This is a genomic window from Mycolicibacterium pallens, assembly GCF_019456675.1.
GTDB lineage: Bacteria > Actinomycetota > Actinomycetes > Mycobacteriales > Mycobacteriaceae > Mycobacterium > Mycobacterium crocinum.
Genome location: NZ_CP080333.1, coordinates 845590 through 862534, shown reverse-complemented (window position 1 = coordinate 862534; position 16945 = coordinate 845590). Strand labels below are relative to the sequence as shown.

General features: G+C 67.4%; 17 protein-coding genes. 5 read left to right on the top strand and 12 right to left on the bottom strand.

Annotated elements, in window-relative coordinates:
• Positions 1-56 precede the first annotated feature (56 nt).
• Positions 57-1622 (top strand): phytoene desaturase family protein, encoded by a 1566-nt coding sequence (locus tag K0O64_RS04090; RefSeq protein ID WP_096309932.1) that lies wholly within the window; start codon positions 57-59, stop codon positions 1620-1622.
• A 45-nt stretch (positions 1623-1667) separates the two neighbouring features.
• On the opposite strand, the gene K0O64_RS04085 is transcribed toward K0O64_RS04090, so the two are convergent.
• Both K0O64_RS04085 and K0O64_RS04080 read right to left on the bottom strand, forming a co-directional pair.
• A complete protein-coding gene (locus K0O64_RS04085; protein WP_220046073.1) occupies positions 1668-2285 on the bottom strand; it encodes a haloacid dehalogenase type II in 618 nt (205 codons plus the stop codon).
• Between the two features lie 6 nt (positions 2286-2291).
• Positions 2292-2981, bottom strand: a complete 690-nt coding sequence (locus tag K0O64_RS04080; RefSeq protein WP_164520012.1) for a demethylmenaquinone methyltransferase — start codon at positions 2979-2981, stop codon at positions 2292-2294.
• A gap of 93 nt (positions 2982-3074) precedes the next feature.
• Here K0O64_RS04080 and K0O64_RS04075 point away from each other — a divergent pair, with 93 nt between their 5' ends.
• Complete coding sequence (locus tag K0O64_RS04075) at positions 3075-3899, top strand: SDR family oxidoreductase (protein WP_071947645.1); 825 nt, start codon at positions 3075-3077, stop codon at positions 3897-3899.
• Between the two features lie 310 nt (positions 3900-4209).
• Here K0O64_RS04075 and K0O64_RS04070 read toward each other — a convergent pair whose 3' ends face one another.
• Positions 4210-5340, bottom strand: coding sequence for a glycosyltransferase family 4 protein (locus K0O64_RS04070; protein ID WP_071947646.1), 1131 nt, complete (start codon positions 5338-5340; stop codon positions 4210-4212).
• Positions 5341-5429: 89 nt separating this feature from the next.
• Here K0O64_RS04070 and K0O64_RS04065 point away from each other — a divergent pair, with 89 nt between their 5' ends.
• Positions 5430-6095, top strand: a complete 666-nt coding sequence (locus K0O64_RS04065; protein ID WP_071947647.1) for a DsbA family protein — start codon at positions 5430-5432, stop codon at positions 6093-6095.
• Here K0O64_RS04065 and K0O64_RS04060 read toward each other — a convergent pair.
• The 6 genes from K0O64_RS04060 to K0O64_RS04035 form a co-directional block, all read right to left on the bottom strand.
• Entirely contained in the window at positions 6056-6577 is a 522-nt protein-coding gene (locus K0O64_RS04060; protein ID WP_071950096.1) for a DUF3592 domain-containing protein, read from the bottom strand. The two genes, K0O64_RS04065 and K0O64_RS04060, sit on opposite strands and share 40 nt — an antisense overlap.
• On the bottom strand, positions 6577-8202 hold the full coding sequence (menD, locus tag K0O64_RS04055) for a 2-succinyl-5-enolpyruvyl-6-hydroxy-3-cyclohexene-1-carboxylic-acid synthase (RefSeq protein WP_220046072.1): 1626 nt from the start codon (positions 8200-8202) through the stop codon (positions 6577-6579). The genes K0O64_RS04060 and menD overlap by 1 nt, the downstream gene beginning before the upstream one ends.
• A 34-nt stretch (positions 8203-8236) precedes the next feature.
• Entirely contained in the window at positions 8237-9025 is a 789-nt protein-coding gene (locus tag K0O64_RS04050) for an alpha/beta fold hydrolase (protein WP_071947649.1), read from the bottom strand.
• On the bottom strand, positions 9022-9765 hold the full coding sequence (locus K0O64_RS04045) for a DJ-1/PfpI family protein (protein WP_071947650.1): 744 nt from the start codon (positions 9763-9765) through the stop codon (positions 9022-9024). The genes K0O64_RS04050 and K0O64_RS04045 overlap by 4 nt, the downstream gene beginning before the upstream one ends.
• Before the next feature lie 11 nt (positions 9766-9776).
• Positions 9777-10724, bottom strand: coding sequence for a GlxA family transcriptional regulator (locus K0O64_RS04040; RefSeq protein WP_071947651.1), 948 nt, complete (start codon positions 10722-10724; stop codon positions 9777-9779).
• Between the two features lie 141 nt (positions 10725-10865).
• Entirely contained in the window at positions 10866-11741 is an 876-nt protein-coding gene (locus tag K0O64_RS04035) for an SDR family oxidoreductase (RefSeq protein ID WP_220046071.1), read from the bottom strand.
• 78 nt (positions 11742-11819) lie between these two features.
• On the opposite strand from K0O64_RS04035, the gene K0O64_RS04030 reads away from it, so the two are divergent.
• The gene (locus K0O64_RS04030; protein WP_220046070.1) at positions 11820-12374 is read left to right on the top strand and encodes a TetR family transcriptional regulator; all 555 of its coding nucleotides are present in this window, start codon (positions 11820-11822) and stop codon (positions 12372-12374) included.
• A 70-nt stretch (positions 12375-12444) separates the two neighbouring features.
• On the opposite strand, the gene K0O64_RS04025 is transcribed toward K0O64_RS04030, so the two are convergent.
• From K0O64_RS04025 to K0O64_RS04015, 3 genes are read right to left on the bottom strand one after another with little or no spacing between them, the layout of a single operon-like run.
• Entirely contained in the window at positions 12445-13398 is a 954-nt protein-coding gene (locus K0O64_RS04025; RefSeq protein ID WP_220046069.1) for an o-succinylbenzoate synthase, read from the bottom strand.
• A complete protein-coding gene (locus K0O64_RS04020; RefSeq protein ID WP_220046068.1) occupies positions 13398-14963 on the bottom strand; it encodes a long-chain-fatty-acid--CoA ligase in 1566 nt (521 codons plus the stop codon). The genes K0O64_RS04025 and K0O64_RS04020 overlap by 1 nt, the downstream gene beginning before the upstream one ends.
• 28 nt (positions 14964-14991) lie before the next feature.
• Positions 14992-15246: a DUF3253 domain-containing protein gene (locus K0O64_RS04015; protein WP_220046067.1), complete on the bottom strand. Its 255-nt coding sequence runs from the start codon at positions 15244-15246 to the stop codon at positions 14992-14994.
• A 47-nt stretch (positions 15247-15293) separates the two neighbouring features.
• Between K0O64_RS04015 and fadD8 the strand changes: the two genes are divergently transcribed.
• Entirely contained in the window at positions 15294-16895 is a 1602-nt protein-coding gene (gene fadD8, locus K0O64_RS04010; RefSeq protein WP_071947657.1) for a fatty-acid--CoA ligase FadD8, read from the top strand.
• Positions 16896-16945: the final 50 nt, after the last annotated feature.

The window sequence follows — 16945 nt, the reverse complement described above, 5'->3', positions numbered from 1 at the left end:
GCATCGTAATGACAAATTTGACAAAACTTGGTCGAATCGGCGCTAAGCTGCCGCGCATGACTGACTACGACGCGATCATCGTCGGCGCCGGGCACAACGGCCTGACCGCAGCCACAGTGCTCCAGCGGGCCGGCCTTCGCACGCTCTGCCTCGAGGCCAACACCTACAGCGGCGGCATGGCGGCCACCGTCGAGTTGATCGACGGGTTCAAGTACGAGATCGCCGGCTCCGTGCGCTTCCCCACCGCGCAGAAGATCAATAGTGAGCTGGGGCTGGACACCCTGCCGACCATCGAGTCGGAGATCATGTCGGTCAACCTCGGGGAAAACGGCGAGGAAGCGATGATCTTCCACAGCGACCCGATGGCGATGATGACCCATCTCAGCGAGAAGCACGGTATGGAAGCCGTGATGGCCATGGCCAACCTCTATGCGTGGAGCACGGGCCCGGGCAAGGCGCTCGGCCGCTTCGACGCGTTGGCGCTGCCGAAGACCATCGACGAGATGTACGCCTGCGCCGCAGACGAAAGCGAGCGGCGCGCCATCCACGAGATGCTGTTCGGCTCGGCGATGGACGTCGTCGACCGGTTCCTGCCCGACAAGGAGAAGCATGCCGTGATCCGCGGCATGCTGGCCTTCCTGGCGGTGAACTCCACCTACCGCGGGCCGTACACGCCTGGCAGCGCAACATGTTTGGCGTTCGCGATGGCCATGCCGCCGGAAGGTGGGCAGATGACCACCAAACTCAAGGGCGGCATCGGCGTGCTGGCCGATCATCTGCGCGATCTGTTCGTAGAGGCCGCCGGTGAGATCCGCTACCGCACGAAGGTCGAACAGATCCTGGTGGAGGACGGCAAGGTCACCGGGGTGCGCCTCAAGGACGGCGAGATCATCTCCGCGCCAGTCGTGGTGTCCAACCTCGCACCCGAGACCACTCTGCTGGATCTTGTTGGCGTCGACCATCTTCCGTCATCACTGGTGACCCGCCTGGGTGGTCGAGACCACCGGGCGTCGTTCATGCAGATCCACTTCGCCCTCGACGGTGCACCCGAATATGCCGCGCCCTACGACTTCCTCAACGAGCCCGGCATGCAGATGTCGGTGGGCATGTTCGGCTCACCGGAAGAGCAACAGCGCCAATGGGAGAAGGCCCGTGGCGGCGAGGTTCCGGACAACCCGGCGCTGTCGATTCAGATGCCGACGGTCGGCGATCCCGAGATGGCCCCTCCCGGCAAGCATGCGGCCAGTGTGTACGCCTACGGCTTCCCCATCGAGGCGCCCCGCGAGCAGCATGGTCATCTGAAAACTGTGATGGCGGAACGGGTTGTCGACAAGATCACCCGCTACGCGCCGAACTTCAAGGACATCCTGATCCGCGATATCACGTTCGCGCCGTATCACATGAACACCATGTTCGCCGCGCCCAACGGCGACTTCTGCCACGGCCTGCTGCAGCCTGAGCTGATGGGTGTGAACCGGCCGGGGCCCAAGGGATTCATCGATGAGCCGATTCCGATCGAGGGCCTGTACCTCGGCGGTGCGGGTTGCCACGGCGGGCCGGGCATCACGTTTGTCCCGGGCTACAACGCCGGATATCAGGTGCTGGCCGACGCCGGCCGCTGAACTTCGGCGCGATTTCCGGTGCTGAGCCCCGGTAATCGCGCCCAACTACAGCAGGGCGTCAGCGACCTGGCGCAAGTCATCCCCGATGATGTCGGGCTGCGCGCCGATCGGAATGAGCTCCTGGCCTGGTCGCCGCACGAACGCAGCGCGGCAGCCGGCGGCCAACGCTCCGGCGATATCCCACCCGTGGGCGGCCACCAGCCGCACCTCGCTCAACGGCACGCCGAGCGTTGCGCCGACATGCTGGTAGGCCTCCGCGCGCGGCTTGAGCGCACGAACCGTGTCCGCCGAGAGAATCGCGTCGAAACGCGAAGCCACACCATTGAATTCGAGCTGCTCGGTAACCACTGACAGCGGCGAATTGGTCAGCGCGACAAGGGTGTAACCGCCGAGTCGATCCAGCGCGGGCACGACGTCCGGGTGCAGGGGCAGCTGACGCATCGCCTCGGCCAACCGCTCGGCGCCATCCAGACCCAGCATCCTCAGCGCGGCCCGCTGGGCCATCGGGAAGTCCACGTAATCACCGGTGAGCCCACCGACAAAGGCAATCTGCAGCATCTGGCTGAACCAGCGCTTACGGGTTTCGGCACCGCCCAGGATCCCGTCGAGCGGGCTGAGGTCGAGCAGCGTCTCGTTGACGTCGAAGGCCAGCACGGTCACCATGCGGGACTACCCGGGTTTGACCGCCGCATGCAGAGCGACGATCCCGCCGGTCAAGTTGCGCCACCGCACATCTGACCAGCCGGCGTCGCGGATCTGCTGCGCCAATGTGGCCTGATCCGGCCAGGCCCGAATGGACTCGGCCAGATACACATACGCCTCGGGATTGCTCGACACCGCGCGGGCCACCCGCGGCAGCGCCTGCATCAGGTACTCCTTGTACACGGTCGAGAAGACCGGCACCACCGGGGTGGAGAACTCGCACACCACCAGGCGGCCGCCGGGACGGGTCACGCGCGCCATTTCTCGCAGGCCCGCCGGGTGGTCGACGACATTGCGCAAGCCGAAGCTGATCGTCACCGCGTCGAAGACCGCGTCGTCGAACGGCAGCTTGGTCGCGTCGGCGGCGACCTTCGGCACCGGCCGCCCGGCACCTGCCTGCAGCATGCCGACCGAGAAGTCCGCGGCCACGCACCACGCGCCGGACTTCGCCAGCTCGACCGTCGACACCGCGGTGCCGGCCGCCAGGTCCAGCACCCGGTCGCCCGGCCCGATGCCCAGCGCCGAACGGGTCGCCCGCCGCCAGGAGCGGTCCTGCCCCAGCGAGAGCACCGTGTTGGTGATGTCGTAGCGACGCGCGACGGCGTCGAACATCGACGCCACATCGCGAGGGTCCTTGTCCAGCGTCGCGCGGCTCACGGTGCCGACGCTACCTGTGAAGTTCGTGAAGGCGGGAATGGGGAACCCGGTCGGGCGTTGGTAACGCGTGAACGGACGAGAAAAGAGGGATACATGAGCGACAAGGTTTGGTTCATCACCGGTACGTCACGTGGCTTCGGCCGGGAGTGGGCGATCGCCGCCCTGGACCGCGGCGACAAGGTCGCCGCCACCGCACGTAACACCGACACCCTGTCCGACCTGGTCGAGAAGTACGGCGACGCCATCCTGCCGATCCAGCTCGACGTCACCGACCGCGAAGCGGACTTCGCCGCCGTCAAGCAGGCGCACGACCACTTCGGCCGGCTCGACATCGTGGTGAACAACGCCGGCTACGGCCACTTCGGGTTCATCGAGGAGCTCAGCGAGAAGGACGCGCGCGACCAGCTCGAGACCAACGTCTTCGGCGCGCTGTGGATCACCCAGGCCGCGCTGCCGTATCTGCGGGCGCAGGGCAGCGGCCACATCATCCAGGTGTCCTCGATCGGCGGCATCACCGCGTTCCCGCTCGTGGGGATCTACCACGCCTCGAAGTGGGCGCTGGAAGGCTTCTCGCAGGCGCTTGCCCAGGAGGTCGCGCCTTTCGGCATTCACGTCACGCTGATCGAGCCGGGCGGCTTCGACACCGACTGGTCCGGGCCGTCGTCGAAGCGTTCGACCGAGCTGCCCGACTACGCCGACTTGCACCGCCAGGTCGACGAGGCCCGCGCGCAGCGCTGGTCCGCGCCGGGCAATCCCAAGGCGTCGGCGTCGGCCATCCTGAAAGTCGTGGACGCGGAGACTCCCCCGCTGCGGGTGTTCTTCGGAGAATCGCCGCTGCAGACCGCCAAGGCCGACTACGAAAGCCGCATTGCCAATTGGGAGAAGTGGCAGCCGGTCGCCGTCGAGGCCCAGGGCTGATTACATCGCGTGTGCGTCGACTCTCGGTAATTGACGCGCACGACTCGCCATCCGTTCGCTGAGGTGAATGAGTCGATCCTCGTGCCCAGCGGGCATGGTATAAGCCAACTTACGGAGTTCGACTGCAAATTCACTGAGATCTTGGCGGTATGACACGTCGTTCATTCGGACGCCCCCCGGTCTTGGAGAGGTGGAATTGGTATTTGCATCGTTGCGTTCCCCCGGCTTGCGTTTCAGTGTGCGCCAGCTCACAGGCTATGAAAAGGTTTCTCAGGAACAATTAAGGAAAGTCGTTGGGCTGCCGCAGGACTCACGCGGCGCGAATTCGGCGCGCGTCGCGCTGCACTGCTTCGTAGTGGCCGAGTAGCTCGTCGCAGATCGCCGGCCATGTGCGGCCGAGCACGCTGCGACGAGCGGCAAGCGAATAGCGGGCCCGCTCGTCGAGTAGGTGATCGACCGATTGACCAAGGCGCGCTTCGAATTCCGCGACCGTCAATAACAAGCCGGTGCGGTACGGCGCCACCAGATCACGCGGACCACCCGCGTTCGGAGCGATGACCGGCACACCGGAAGCCATCGCTTCTTGCACGGCCTGGCAGAACGTCTCGTGCTCGCCGGGATGGACGAAGACGTCCATGCTCGCGTACGCCGTGGCGAGTTGCTCGCCGTACAACGCACCGGTGAACACCGCACGCGGCATCATGGCTCGCAGCTTGTCTCGGTCGACACCGTCACCGACGATCACCAACTGCAGATCGTCACGCGCAGCCAGCACCGCGAGTCGCTCCACATGCTTCTCCGGCGCGAGGCGTCCGACGAAGCCGACGATTTGCTTGCCCGCCGGCGACCAGTGGGCTCGCAACTCATGACTGCGCGCCGACGGCGCGAAGCCGGTGACGTCGACTCCTCGGGCCCAGTGGTGAACGCGTGGGATGCCGTGCGCAGCAAGGTCTTCCATCGCGGCGGTGGATGGCGCCAGCGTGCGGTCGGCCTTCGCGTGAAGGTGTCGCGTCCAGGCCCAGGCCGCACGGGATGCGGCGCCGATGCCGTAGCTTTCGGCGAATCCCGCGACGTCGGTCTGGAACACCGCCACCGTCGGCACCCCCAGATACCGCGCGGCGTGCAGGCCGCCGTACCCGAGAAGCGCGGGCGAGGCCAGGTGCACCACATGCGGATCGAAGCCGCGCAACACTCCCACCATGCGTGGGCGCGGCACGCCGAGTGGCAATGACGTCACCTTGGGAAACATCCGCGACGGCACCCGGTGCACCCGGATCCCGTCGTAGATCCGGTCGGCCGCCGGCTCACCACGCGGGGTGTCCGGGGCGATGACGAGCCCTTCATGACCGGTGCGGCGCAGATGCTCGAGCACCCGCAGCACCGAGTTGGTGACTCCGTTGACGTTGGGCAGGAACGACTCAGCGACAATGGCAACGCGCACGATTTCACTGTGGCAGCGGCGCCTGTCAGCGAGGTTGCGCCCAGGCATACACGACACGAAAAGCAGGTGGAACGCGGTACCGTGCGAGCATGCGGATCTGGTCTGTGCTCGTGGTGGCGCTGGTCGTCCTGGTTACCGGTTGTAGCAGGGAAATTACCGGTGTGGCACAGGTGGATCCGCATGGGCCGCCGACAGCGCTGAGTAAGGACGGTTTCGGCATCATGGCCGGTGATCCCAATGCGCGGATTCACATCGAGCTGTACACCGAACCGCAATGCAGCCACTGCGCCGATCTGCAGAAGGATTTCGGCGACGAGTTGGCCAGCTACATCAACCTCGGCCAGCTTGTCGTCACCTACCGCCCGTTGACATTTCTCGACGACAAGCCGGGCGGTTACTCCGACCGGGTGAGCAACGCGCTGTTCCTGGCGGCAGCCGGACCGAACACGTCGGCCAAGGCGTTTCAGGCGTTCGTACAAGACCTTTGGGGACACCAGGATTCACACGGCAAGGGGCCCAGCGACGCTCAGATCGCCGATATGGCCCGCGACAGCGGTATCCCCGCCGCAGCGGTCGATGCGATGCGTGCGGGTAAGACTGCGCTGGACGTCCAGGAGATGGCGGACACCAACTTCGAATACCTCTACGAGATCGACCCGGTGAACACCGGAACGCCAACGGTATTCGACCTGACCACCAATGAGAAGCTCGACATCTACGACAACAACTGGCTGTCCAAGCTGATGTCGACCTGATTGACCCGGCGCTCCACCAGAACCAGTCCCGTGAGCACGAGCCCGCCGATCAGCCACGCCACCACCGCGATCGAACCGGCCGGGATGATCGCGAGCGCAGCCGTACGGTGTTGCACCCGAACGAGATCCGGGTTGTTCCGGTCGTACTCGACGTAGATCCGCATTCCCTCCGCGAGCTCCGACGGATAGAGCACACCGAGCTCGGGGCGGTAGGTCACGCGATCCGGGGTGACGAACTCGATCGTCGAGCGCCGCGGGCCGGCGGACAACACCTCGGCCTGCGCGACACCCATGTTGCGTTCGATCTGCCGATCATTGCGCCAGGCGCCGGCCACCAGCAGCAGCGACTGCAGGGTGACCAGACCGATGAGGATCCACACCGCACACTTGCTCCAGCGCAACACTTTTCGCCGAGTGGTGTCGACGACATCTGGATCACGCCGAGGCAGTGCGGCTTTGAGCAGGGCGAGGAGCCTGCTGATCACAGTGCCGCCCTGATCGCGGCATGCAGTTGCCGCAGCGACGACCGGTCGGCCTTGACTTCCAACACCCGCATGCCCTCGTGCGGCTCGTCGATGGCTGCAGCCAGCTGGTCGACCTCGATCTGCCAGGCTTCGATGTGATAGGCCCGGCACAGCGCGCCGACGTCGACGTCGTGCGGGGTGCCGAAGATCCGCGACGACACATCGGAGAACCGCGGGTCGCCCTGCTCGAGCAGCTCGAAGATGCCGCCGCCGTTGTCGTTGGACACCACGATCGTCAGGTCTTTCGGCGTCGGCTCGGTGGGACCGATCAGCAGTCCGGAGCTGTCGTGCACGAACGTCATGTCGCCGATCAGACCGATGGTCCTGCCGGTGTGGGCCAGGGCGGCACCGATGATCGTCGATACCGTGCCGTCGATGCCGGCCACCCCGCGGTTGGAGCGCACCTTGATGCCGTCGGTGTTCAGCCCGACCAGGGCCGCGTCGCGAACCGGATTGGAGGCGCCGAGCACCAGCTGGTCCCCCGGGCGCACCGCGTCGGCGACCGCGGCCGCGACGTGCAGGCCGGTGGTCAACGGGTGGGCGGCCAGCTGCTGACGCACGGCGGCCATCGTGTTGGCGTTGGCCTCTGCGCAGCGCTGCAGCCACGCCGGGTCGGGCGTGCCGGTGGTTTCGGCGCGGGTGCCGGTGGCCGCGGAGTTGCCGGAGACGTCCGGCCAGCGCGGTCCGGTGGTGAGGGCGAACACCGGCACCGACGGGTCGGCGAGCAGCGTCGACACCGGCCGGTGCAGCGTGGGGCGGCCCAACATGATCACCTGGCGGGGTTTCAGCAAGGGCAGCGCCAGCGGGTGCAACGGGTTGACGGCGTGCGGGGCGGTCGGCTCGGCGACGGTGGGCAGTGCGGCCAGGTTGGGGTGGACACCAGCGCCGTGTCCGGCGATCACCACGGTGTCGGGGGTGAGGTCGATCTCCAGCGGCTGGTAGAACGCCACCGGTGGGCTGTAGGTCCACGGCTTACCGTCCGGCCGACCGGGCGGAATGTCGGCCGGGCCAGGATCGGCGTCGGGTACCAGCGGCTCGCGCAGCGGGATGTCGAACTGCACCGGACCGGCGTTGGCGGTGCGAGCCCCGGTGGCGGCGGCCAGCACGCGGCAGGTCGCCGAGCGCCAATGCGCGTTGAGCCCGTCGAGCTTGTCGGCCGAGTCCTCCGCCAGACCCAGGCTGATCGCCGCGCGGACCTGGGTGCCGAAGTAGCCGAGCTGCTCGAAGGTCTGGTTCGCACCGGTGCCCAGCAGCTCGTAGGGCCGGTTGGCCGAGAGCACGATCAGCGGCACGCGGGCGTAGTTGGCCTCGACGACGGCGGGACCCATGTTGGCCACCGCGGTGCCCGACGTCATCGCCACGCACACCGGGGCGCGCTCGGCCACGGCCAGACCGATCGCCAAAAAGCCGGCGGTGCGCTCGTCGATGCGGACGTGCAGGCGCAGCCGGCCGGCCCGGTCGGCGTCGGACAGCGCGAAGGCCAGCGGGGCATTACGCGAACCCGGGCACAGCACGACGTCGCGGACGCCGCCACGAATCAATTCGTCGACGACGACGCGGGCCTGAGCCGTCGATGGGTTCACTACTACAGCGTGTCACACGCCGATCGGACCCTGCTCAAACGAGGGTGCCTGCGAAGAAGTCCAGCATCGCGTTGTTCACGGTGTCCGGGCGTTCCAGGAATCCCAGGTGGCCGGTGTGCCCGATCTGCACGTACCGGCCGTTGGGGATGGCGTCGGCGACCTCGCGGCCCAGCGCCGCCGGGGTCAGCAGGTCGTCGGCGAACCCGATCACCAGCACCTCATTGGTAATGGAACGGTAAGCGGCCAGCCGGTTCTCTTTGGGGTAGACCTCGAGCTGGGCGCGCAGGCCGGGCGTGCGCTTGATCGGGAACGCGGTGAACATCTCCACCCAGTCGCCGATCGCCTTCTCGTCGTTGATCGTCTTCGGCGAGAAGTTCTCCAGCACACGCACTTTCGCCGCGTACGCGGGCGGCAGCTGAATGCCCGCCTTGGTCAGTTCGACGTCGGCGGCGCGGAACGACTTGCGGGTGCGGTCCAGGCGCCCGCGGGTGCCCATCAACACAGCCTGGCTGACCAGTTCCGGGCGGGTCAGCATCAGCTCCTGGGCGATATAGGCGCCCATTGAGATCGCCACGATCCGGGTCGGGCCGCCGACGACGTCCTCGATGAGGGCGGCGGTGTCGGCGATCATCTGCTCCGGCGTGAAGTCACCGGCCTCCTCGGTGGCCCCGATCCCGCGATTGTCGAACGTGATGCAGCGATAGCCCGCCGCCACGAACCGCGGAATCTGGTGGATGTGCCACGTGCGGCCGGCACCGCCGGTGCCGGCGATGAACAGCACCGGATCGCCGGAGCCATTCTCCTCGTAGGCCAGGTTGATCACCTGGCAGAGGCTACGCGACCCCTTTTCCGCCGTGCCCGCGACCGCGCGGCATCGATCGCGCCGGTCCACAGCAGCCCCGTCATCGCCTTGAGCTGGGTGGGGTTGGCGATCTCTTTCGCCATCAGCGCGGTGGCGGTGGCCTTGGTGCTCGCCGAGGCCTTCGACATGTGCCCGGAGTCGAACGGCGGTTGCGGGTCGTACTCCATCGACAGCTGGATCGCCTTGGCGCGTTCCTCGCCGCCGATCTGGCCGGCCAGCCACAGCGCGAGGTCGATGCCGGCCGATACGCCCGCGCTGGTGACGATGTCGCCTTCGTGAACCACCCGCTCGTCCTTGACCGGCGTGACCCCGAGGGTCTTGAGTGCGGTGAGCGCCGCCCAGTGCGACGTCGCCCGCTTGCCCTTGAGCAGTCCGGCGGCCGCCAGGATCACCGATCCCGAGCACACCGACGTCGTCCACGTCGCGGTCTCGTGTGCCCGGCGGATCCAGTCGAGCAGCTTCTCGTCGCGGGCGTGCTCCATCGTCGTCATGCCGCCGGGCACGAGAATGACGTCAGGAGAGGGGGTTTCGTCGAAGGAATGGGTGGCGCCGACGACCAGCACACCGGAGTCCGCGGTGACCGGGCCCGCTTCGTGCCACAGGAAGCGAACCTCGGCGTCGGGCAGCCAGCGCAGCACCTCGTAGGGCCCGATGAAATCCAGGGCGGTGAAACCGGGATAGAGCACGATGGCGATCTGCATGGGATTCTCCTTTATACGAACGTCTTGCGGTATTGGTCGGGTGAGATGCCGACCCGGCGAATAAAGTTGCGGCGCATGGTTTCCGATGTTCCGAAACCACACCGTGCGGCGATGGTGACGACGGTGTCGTCGGTCTCTTCGAGCTGACGGCGGGCGGCTTCGGTGCGGACCCGCTCGACGTAGGCACCGGGCGCCTCCCCCACCTCGTCGGTGAACACCCGGGTGAAGTGGCGCGGGCTCATCGCCGCGCGACGAGCGAGGTCGGTAATGCTATGGGCTGCACCGGGTTCGGCTTCAATGGCTTCTTGGACCTCACGGATCGGCTGGCGGCGCGCTCGCGGCATCCACACCGGCGCGGCGAACTGCGTCTGTCCACCGGGGCGGCGCAGATAGAGCACCAGGTAGCGCGCGACGGTCTGAGCGACCTCGGTGCCGTAGTCGTCCTCGACGAGGGCCAAGGACAGGTCGATGCCCGACGTCACCCCGGCCGCCGTCCAGACGGTGGCCGAGCTGCGCAGGAAAATCGGCTCGCGGTCGACGGTCACATCGGGGAACTCGCGGGCCATCCGGTCGGCGAACGCCCAGTGCGTGGTAGCGCGGCAGCCGTCGAGCAGGCCGGCCTGGGCGGCCAGGAACGACCCGGTGCAGACGCTGACGACGCGCCGGGAATTGGCGGCTGCCGTGCGGATCCAGGCCATGGTCGCAGGGTCACGCCGGGCGTCGTCGACACCCGCACCGCCGGGCAGGACCAGGGTGTCGATGTCCTGCGGGTCGGGCATCGCCTCGGCGACGAACGCCAGACTCGTGTTGGTGGTCACCGGCAGGCCGTCGCGCGAGGCGACGGTGACCCGGTATCCGCCCTCGGTGAGCATCGCGGCCCCCGTGAACACATCATGCGGCCCGACCAGGTCCAGCGCCTGCACGCCCGGGAACCCGAGGATCACCACCGATCGCGCCATGAGTCTCAGTGTCGAGGTTCGCGGGGATGGCGTCTAGGCCATGGACCCCACAGATCAGGACAGCCTTGTCGCGCCGAGACTGCAGTTGTTCACGCGGCCTCTCGCGTTTTACGTACAACAACTGCAGTTTCGGCGCAGCCCTCAGAAGTAGTGCCGATCGAGGTCCTCGAGCAGTCCGATGCCGGTGGGCTGCCAGCCGAATCGCTCGCGGGTGACGGCGCTGCTGGCCGGCATGTCGAGACCGAAGAACGCACCGATCCAGCCGAAGTGCTCCATCGCGTTGTCGGCCGGGATGCTCGTCACCGGTACGCCGAGATTGCGCCCGATGGTCTCGGCGATGTCGCGGGTCGCGACGCCCTCCTCACCGATCGCATGCAGCACGGTCCCGGTGGGCGCGCCTTCGACGGCCAGCCGGAACAGGCGCGCGGCGTCGTCGCGGTGTACGGTCGACCACCGATTGGCCCCGTCGCCGATGTAGGCCGAAATGCCCTGCTCGCGAGCAACTTCGACGAGACGCGGGACGAACCCATAGTCGCCGTTGCCGTGCACTGACGGCGCCAGCCGCACGATCGACACCCGCACACCGCGATCGGTGAATGCCAGCGCGGCGTGCTCAGAGACCCGCGGAGAGTGCGGATTGGCGGCCTGGTCCTCGGTGAGGACCTGACCCGGCGCGTGCCCGGCCGTCCCGCTCGTGACGACCAGCGGCCGGCCGGAGTCGGCGAGGGCCTCACCGAGTGCGGTGATCGCGTCGCGATCAAGTTCGCCTGCATTGGTGAAGTTGTCGAAATCATGGTGGAACGCGAGGTGGATGACGCCGTCGGCGCTTTCGGCGCCGCGGCGCAGACTGTCGAGGTCGCCGAGATCACCGCGATGAACGTCGGCGCCCTGCGCTTCGAGCGCAGCGGCGGACTTGTCCGAGCGGGCCAGACCGAGCAGGTGATGGCCGGCGGCGAGCAACTCGGGCACGACCGCCGAGCCGACCCAGCCGGATGCACCGGTCACGAAAATCTTCATGGGAGAACCTCCATGTCAGTCGCTGTCATCAAACCGTAGCGCTGATGTCAGCAACTGTCATCCCGCTAAAATTCCCGCATGGGCCGCTGGGAGCCGGATGCGCAGGGCCGCCTGCAACAGGCGGCCATGGCGCTCTACACCGAGCGCGGATTCGACCAGACGACGGTGGCCGAGATCGCCGAGCGGGCCGGGCTGACCGAACGCACCTTCTTCCGCTACTTCGCCGACAAGCGTGAAGTGCTCTTCGGCGGCCAGCGTCAGCTGCTGGAGCAGTTGACGAAAAGTGTTGCGGAAGACTCTGATTCGGCCACTCCCCTGGACGCTATCAGCGCGGCGTTACAGGAGGCAGCCGCGATCTTCGACGACCGGCGCGACGGGTCACGACAGCGGCAGGCGGTGATCGACGCCAACCCGGCGCTCCAGGAGCGTGAGCGGACCAAGCGTTTCGCCCTGGCCGCTGCGATGGCCGACGGACTAGTCAGCCGCGGTGTCGCCGAGGCGACGGCCCGTTTGACCGCCGAGGCCGGGGCGGCGGTGTTCCAACTCGCCTTCGAACAGTGGCTGGCCGACGACACGCACGACCTGGCTTACTTCGTGCGCCGCGCGGTCGCCGATCTGAAGGCGAGTTTGTAGCGCCGAGATCGACGTTGTGCAGGGGTTTACTCGCGATTGTTCTGCGATTCGGCGGTTTGGGCGAAGAGGCTCACAGCAGCGGGAAGCAGGCTCGCACCCGCTCGATCCACCAGTCGCGGCGGTCGGCCGGCGCGGCGAGCCCGGCCAGGCGCGCCGGGTCGGGCACGACGTCACCGACGGGCAAGCCACCGTCGACGGGCACGATCTCGGCGACGTCCTCCACGAACAGTCCGCCGGTGCCCAGTCCGCAGGCATGCTCCAGCCGCGGCAGCGCGGCCGCCGCGGCCAGTCCGGCCGCGATGCCGACCGCGGTGTCCAGCGCACTGGAAATCACCACCGGGATGTCGATATCGGCGGCGATGTCCAGCAGCGCCCGCACACCGCCGAGCGGCGGCACCTTCAGCACGGCGATGTCGGCCGCCCGGGCGTGTACCACGGCCAGCGGGTCGGCGGCCTTGCGGATGCTTTCATCGGCGGCCACCGCGACGTCCACCCGGGTGCGCACCTCGGCCAGTTCCGGCACCGTCTTGCAGGGCTGCTCAAGGTATTCCAGCGGACCATCGGCAGTCAGCGCGGCCGCGGCAGCCACCGCCTCCTCGACCGTCCACCCGCCGTTGGCGTCCACCCGCACCGTGGGGATCACGGCGCGCACGGCGTTCACGCGGGCGACGTCGTCGGCCAGGGTCTGCCCGGGCTCGGCCACCTTCACCTTCGCCGTGCGCGTCCCGGGAAAGCGCGCCAGCACCTCCGACACCTGTTCAGCAGGCACCGCGGGCACCGTCGCGTTGATCGGCACCACACCCCGAACTACGGAAGGCCTTGAGCCGTAGGCAGATTCGATGCCGGATGCCAGCCAGTGCGCGGCCTCGGGCGGCTCGTACTCGACGAACGCACCGAACTCACCCCAGCCGGCCGGCCCGTCGATCAGAGCCACCTCGCGAACCATGATGCCGCGGAAGCGAACCCGCATCGGCAGCGCGAGAACGTGCAACCGGTCCAGCAGGTCGTCCAGCGCTACCGCCATCAGATCGCGCGGCCGCGGTTCTCCCAGTACGGCGTGCGCAGGTCGCGCTTGAGTAGCTTCCCGGTGGGGTTACGCGGCAGCGCCTCGGAGATCTCCACACTGCGCGGGCACTTGTAGTGCGCCAGCCGCTCGCGACACCAGGCGATCAGTTCCTCCTCGGAAGTCTCTCCGCCAAGCGACAATTCGACTACCGCCTTGACCGACTCGCCCCACTTCTCGTCGGGGATGCCGAACACCGCGGCGTCGAGCACCGCGGGATGATCGGTGAGCACCCGCTCGACCTCGACGGAGTAGATGTTCTCCCCGCCGGAGATGATCATGTCCTTGAGGCGGTCCTCGACGAACACGAAACCGTCCTCGTCGACTCGGCCGATGTCGCCGGTCCGGAACCAGCCGTCCTCGGTGATCGCCGCGGCGGTGGCCTCCGGCTTGTTGTGGTATCCGATCATCAACTGCGGTGTGCGGAACCACAATTCGCCGGGCTGACCAACCGGAACCTCGGCGAGGGTATCGGTGTCGACCACTCGCACCTCCACCTCGCGGGCCGGCTGGCCGGCGCTGACCAGCCGCTCCGGGCGGGAGTCGTCGCGATGCACCTCCGGCGAGAGCTGGGTGATCGCACCGCACACCTCGGTCAGGCCGTACACCTGGATGAAATCGGTGTCGGGCCAGGCTTTCAGCGCCGACTTCAGCAGTGCGGGCGGCATCGGCGACGCGCCGTAGACGAACGTCCGTAGCGCGCCGAACAGCTTGACCGCGTCGTCACCGGACTCCAGCACCTTGCCCAGCACGGCGGGCACCAGGAAGGTGCGGTTGGCACCCGCCAGGATCGCCCCGGCCAGCGAGGCGCCTTCGACGTCGCGCGTCATGATCGTCGGAATTCCGGCGTGGATGCCGTACTGCACATAGGCCGACCCACCGACATGGAACAGCGGCATCGCCACCAGGTTCTTGTCGCCGTCTTCGAATTCGAAAGTGCCGGCATTGATGGTGTGCGCCAGTACATTTCGGTGCGAGAGCGTGACGCCTTTGGGGCGGCCGGTGGTGCCCGAGGAGTACATGATCAGCACGGCGTCATCTGGGTCGACGTCGGCGGCGTGCCCGACCGGGCTGGCGGACGCCAGCAGGGCCTCGTACTCGTCACCATCGGTGCCCTCGGGCGTGACCTCGATGACCTCCGTGACGTGGACGAGTTTGTCCCGGATCTTGTCGATGGCGTCCTTGAGCTCGGTACCGACGATCAGCAACTTGGCGCCGCAGTCGTTGAGGACGTAGTCCATCTCGTCGGCGGCCAGCCGGAAGTTGATGACGGCGGTGGCCGCGCCGATCGACGCCGCCGCCAGCGTCAGCTCCACGCACGCCGGGTGGTTCTTGTCCAGGAACGCCACCACGTCCCCGCGGCCGATGCCACGCTCCACGAGTGCGCCGGCCAGCCGGCGGATCCGGTCGTCCCACTGCGCCCAGGTCCAGCTGCGGCCCAGGTAACTGATGGCCTCACCGTCGGGCTTGTGCTGCGCCCAGTACGCCGGCCGGTCGTCGAGGAAGCGTGGTTCGGGTGGTTGCATACCGGCCAGATTGCCATGTCCGCGAAATTCAGGTGCCGGCTCTTCGGATCCTGATCGGTCCGCGCCACTGTCCGTCCGGGTCGAGCTCCTCACCCTTCTGCGTGATCACGACGTCACCGCTGCGCGCCAGCTCGCGGGCGAGATCGCGGGTCTGATCCATCAGCTCGCGCCAGTTGTCGGGCTCCACGGCCCGGGCGGCGTCGGACGGGCAGATCGTCCGCGGAGCGCGCTCACTCGTCATCGTCAGGATCGCGGCGCGCAATCGATCACCCACGTCAGTCATCGAGACGCCCTTCCTTCCGAACTGGAACACGTTCTAATGTGGACCGCATGAGTGACGAGCTTCTTCGCCATCCCCTCCATTCTGGCCACCTGACCGTCGGCGCGCTGAAGCGCAACAAGAACAAGCCGGTGCTGCATCTCGGTGACACCACGCTGACCGGCGGTGAGCTGGCCGACCGCATCAGCCAGTACATTCAGGCGTTCGAAGCGCTCGGCGCCGGCTCCGGCGCGACGGCGGGGCTGCTGTCGCTGAACCGTCCCGAGGTGCTGATGATCATCGGCGCCGGGCAGACCCAGGGTTATCGCCGCGTGGCACTACACCCTCTTGGCTCACTCGACGACCACGCCTACGTGCTCAACGACGCCGGTGTGACGTCGCTGATCATCGACCCCAATCCGATGTTCATCGAGCGGGCGCAGGGCCTGCTGGAGAAGGTGCCCGCGCTCAAGCAGGTGCTGACCCTCGGCCCGGTCCCCGAGGCACTGGGCGACTCGGCCGTGGACCTGATCGCCGAGGCCGCCAAGTACGCACCGAAGCCGTTGGTGGCGGCTGACCTTCCGCCCGACCACGTCGGCGGCATGGCCTACACCGGCGGCACCACCGGCAAGCCGAAGGGCGTGCTCGGCACCGCGCAGTCGATCACCACGATGACGACCGTTCAGCTCGCCGAGTGGGAATGGCCGGAGAACCCGCGGTTCCTGATGTGTACGCCGCTGTCGCATGCCGGTGCCGCGTTTTTCGTGCCGACCGTCGTCAAGGGCGGCGAGCTGGTCGTGCTGACCAAGTTCGACCCGGCCGAGGTGCTGCGGGTGATCGAGGAGCAGAAGATCACCGCCACCATGCTGGTGCCGTCGATGATCTACGCACTCATGGATCATCCGGATTCACACACCCGCGACCTGTCCTCGCTGGAAACCGTCTACTACGGCGCCTCGGCGATGAACCCCGTGCGCCTGGCCGAGGCCATCCGCCGCTTCGGCCCGATCTTCGCCCAGTACTACGGGCAGTCCGAAGCCCCGATGGTGATCTCCTACCTGGGCAAGAAGGACCACGACGAGAAGCGGCTGACCTCCTGCGGACGCCCGACACTGTTCGCGCGCACAGCGCTGCTCGACGCCGACGGCAACGAGGTGCCCCAGGGTGAGGTCGGCGAGATCTGCGTGTCCGGACCGCTGCTGTCCGGCGGGTACCACAACCTGCCCGAGGAGACCGCCAAGACGTTCAAGGACGGCTGGCTGCACACCGGCGACATGGCCCGTGAAGACGAGGACGGCTACTGGTTCATCGTCGACCGGGTCAAGGACATGATCGTCACCGGCGGCTTCAACGTCTTCCCGCGTGAAGTCGAAGACGTCGTCGCCGAGCATCCGGCCGTCGCGCAGGTCTGCGTGATCGGTACGCCCGACGAGAAGTGGGGCGAGGCCGTCACCGCGGTGATCGTGCTGCGGCCCGACCATCCGAGCGATGACGACGCGGTGGCGCAGCTGACCGTCGAGATCCAGGCCGCGGTCAAGGAGCGCAAGGGCTCGGTGCAGGCGCCGAAACAGGTGATCGTCGTCGACTCGGTGCCGGTGACCGCACTCGGCAAGCCGGACAAAAAGGCCGTGCGCGCGCAGTTCTGGGAAGGATCGTCGCGCGCCGTCGGCTAGCGCCGAATTGCAGTAGTCCGCCACGCAGCGACATCGACGAGTTGCGACCC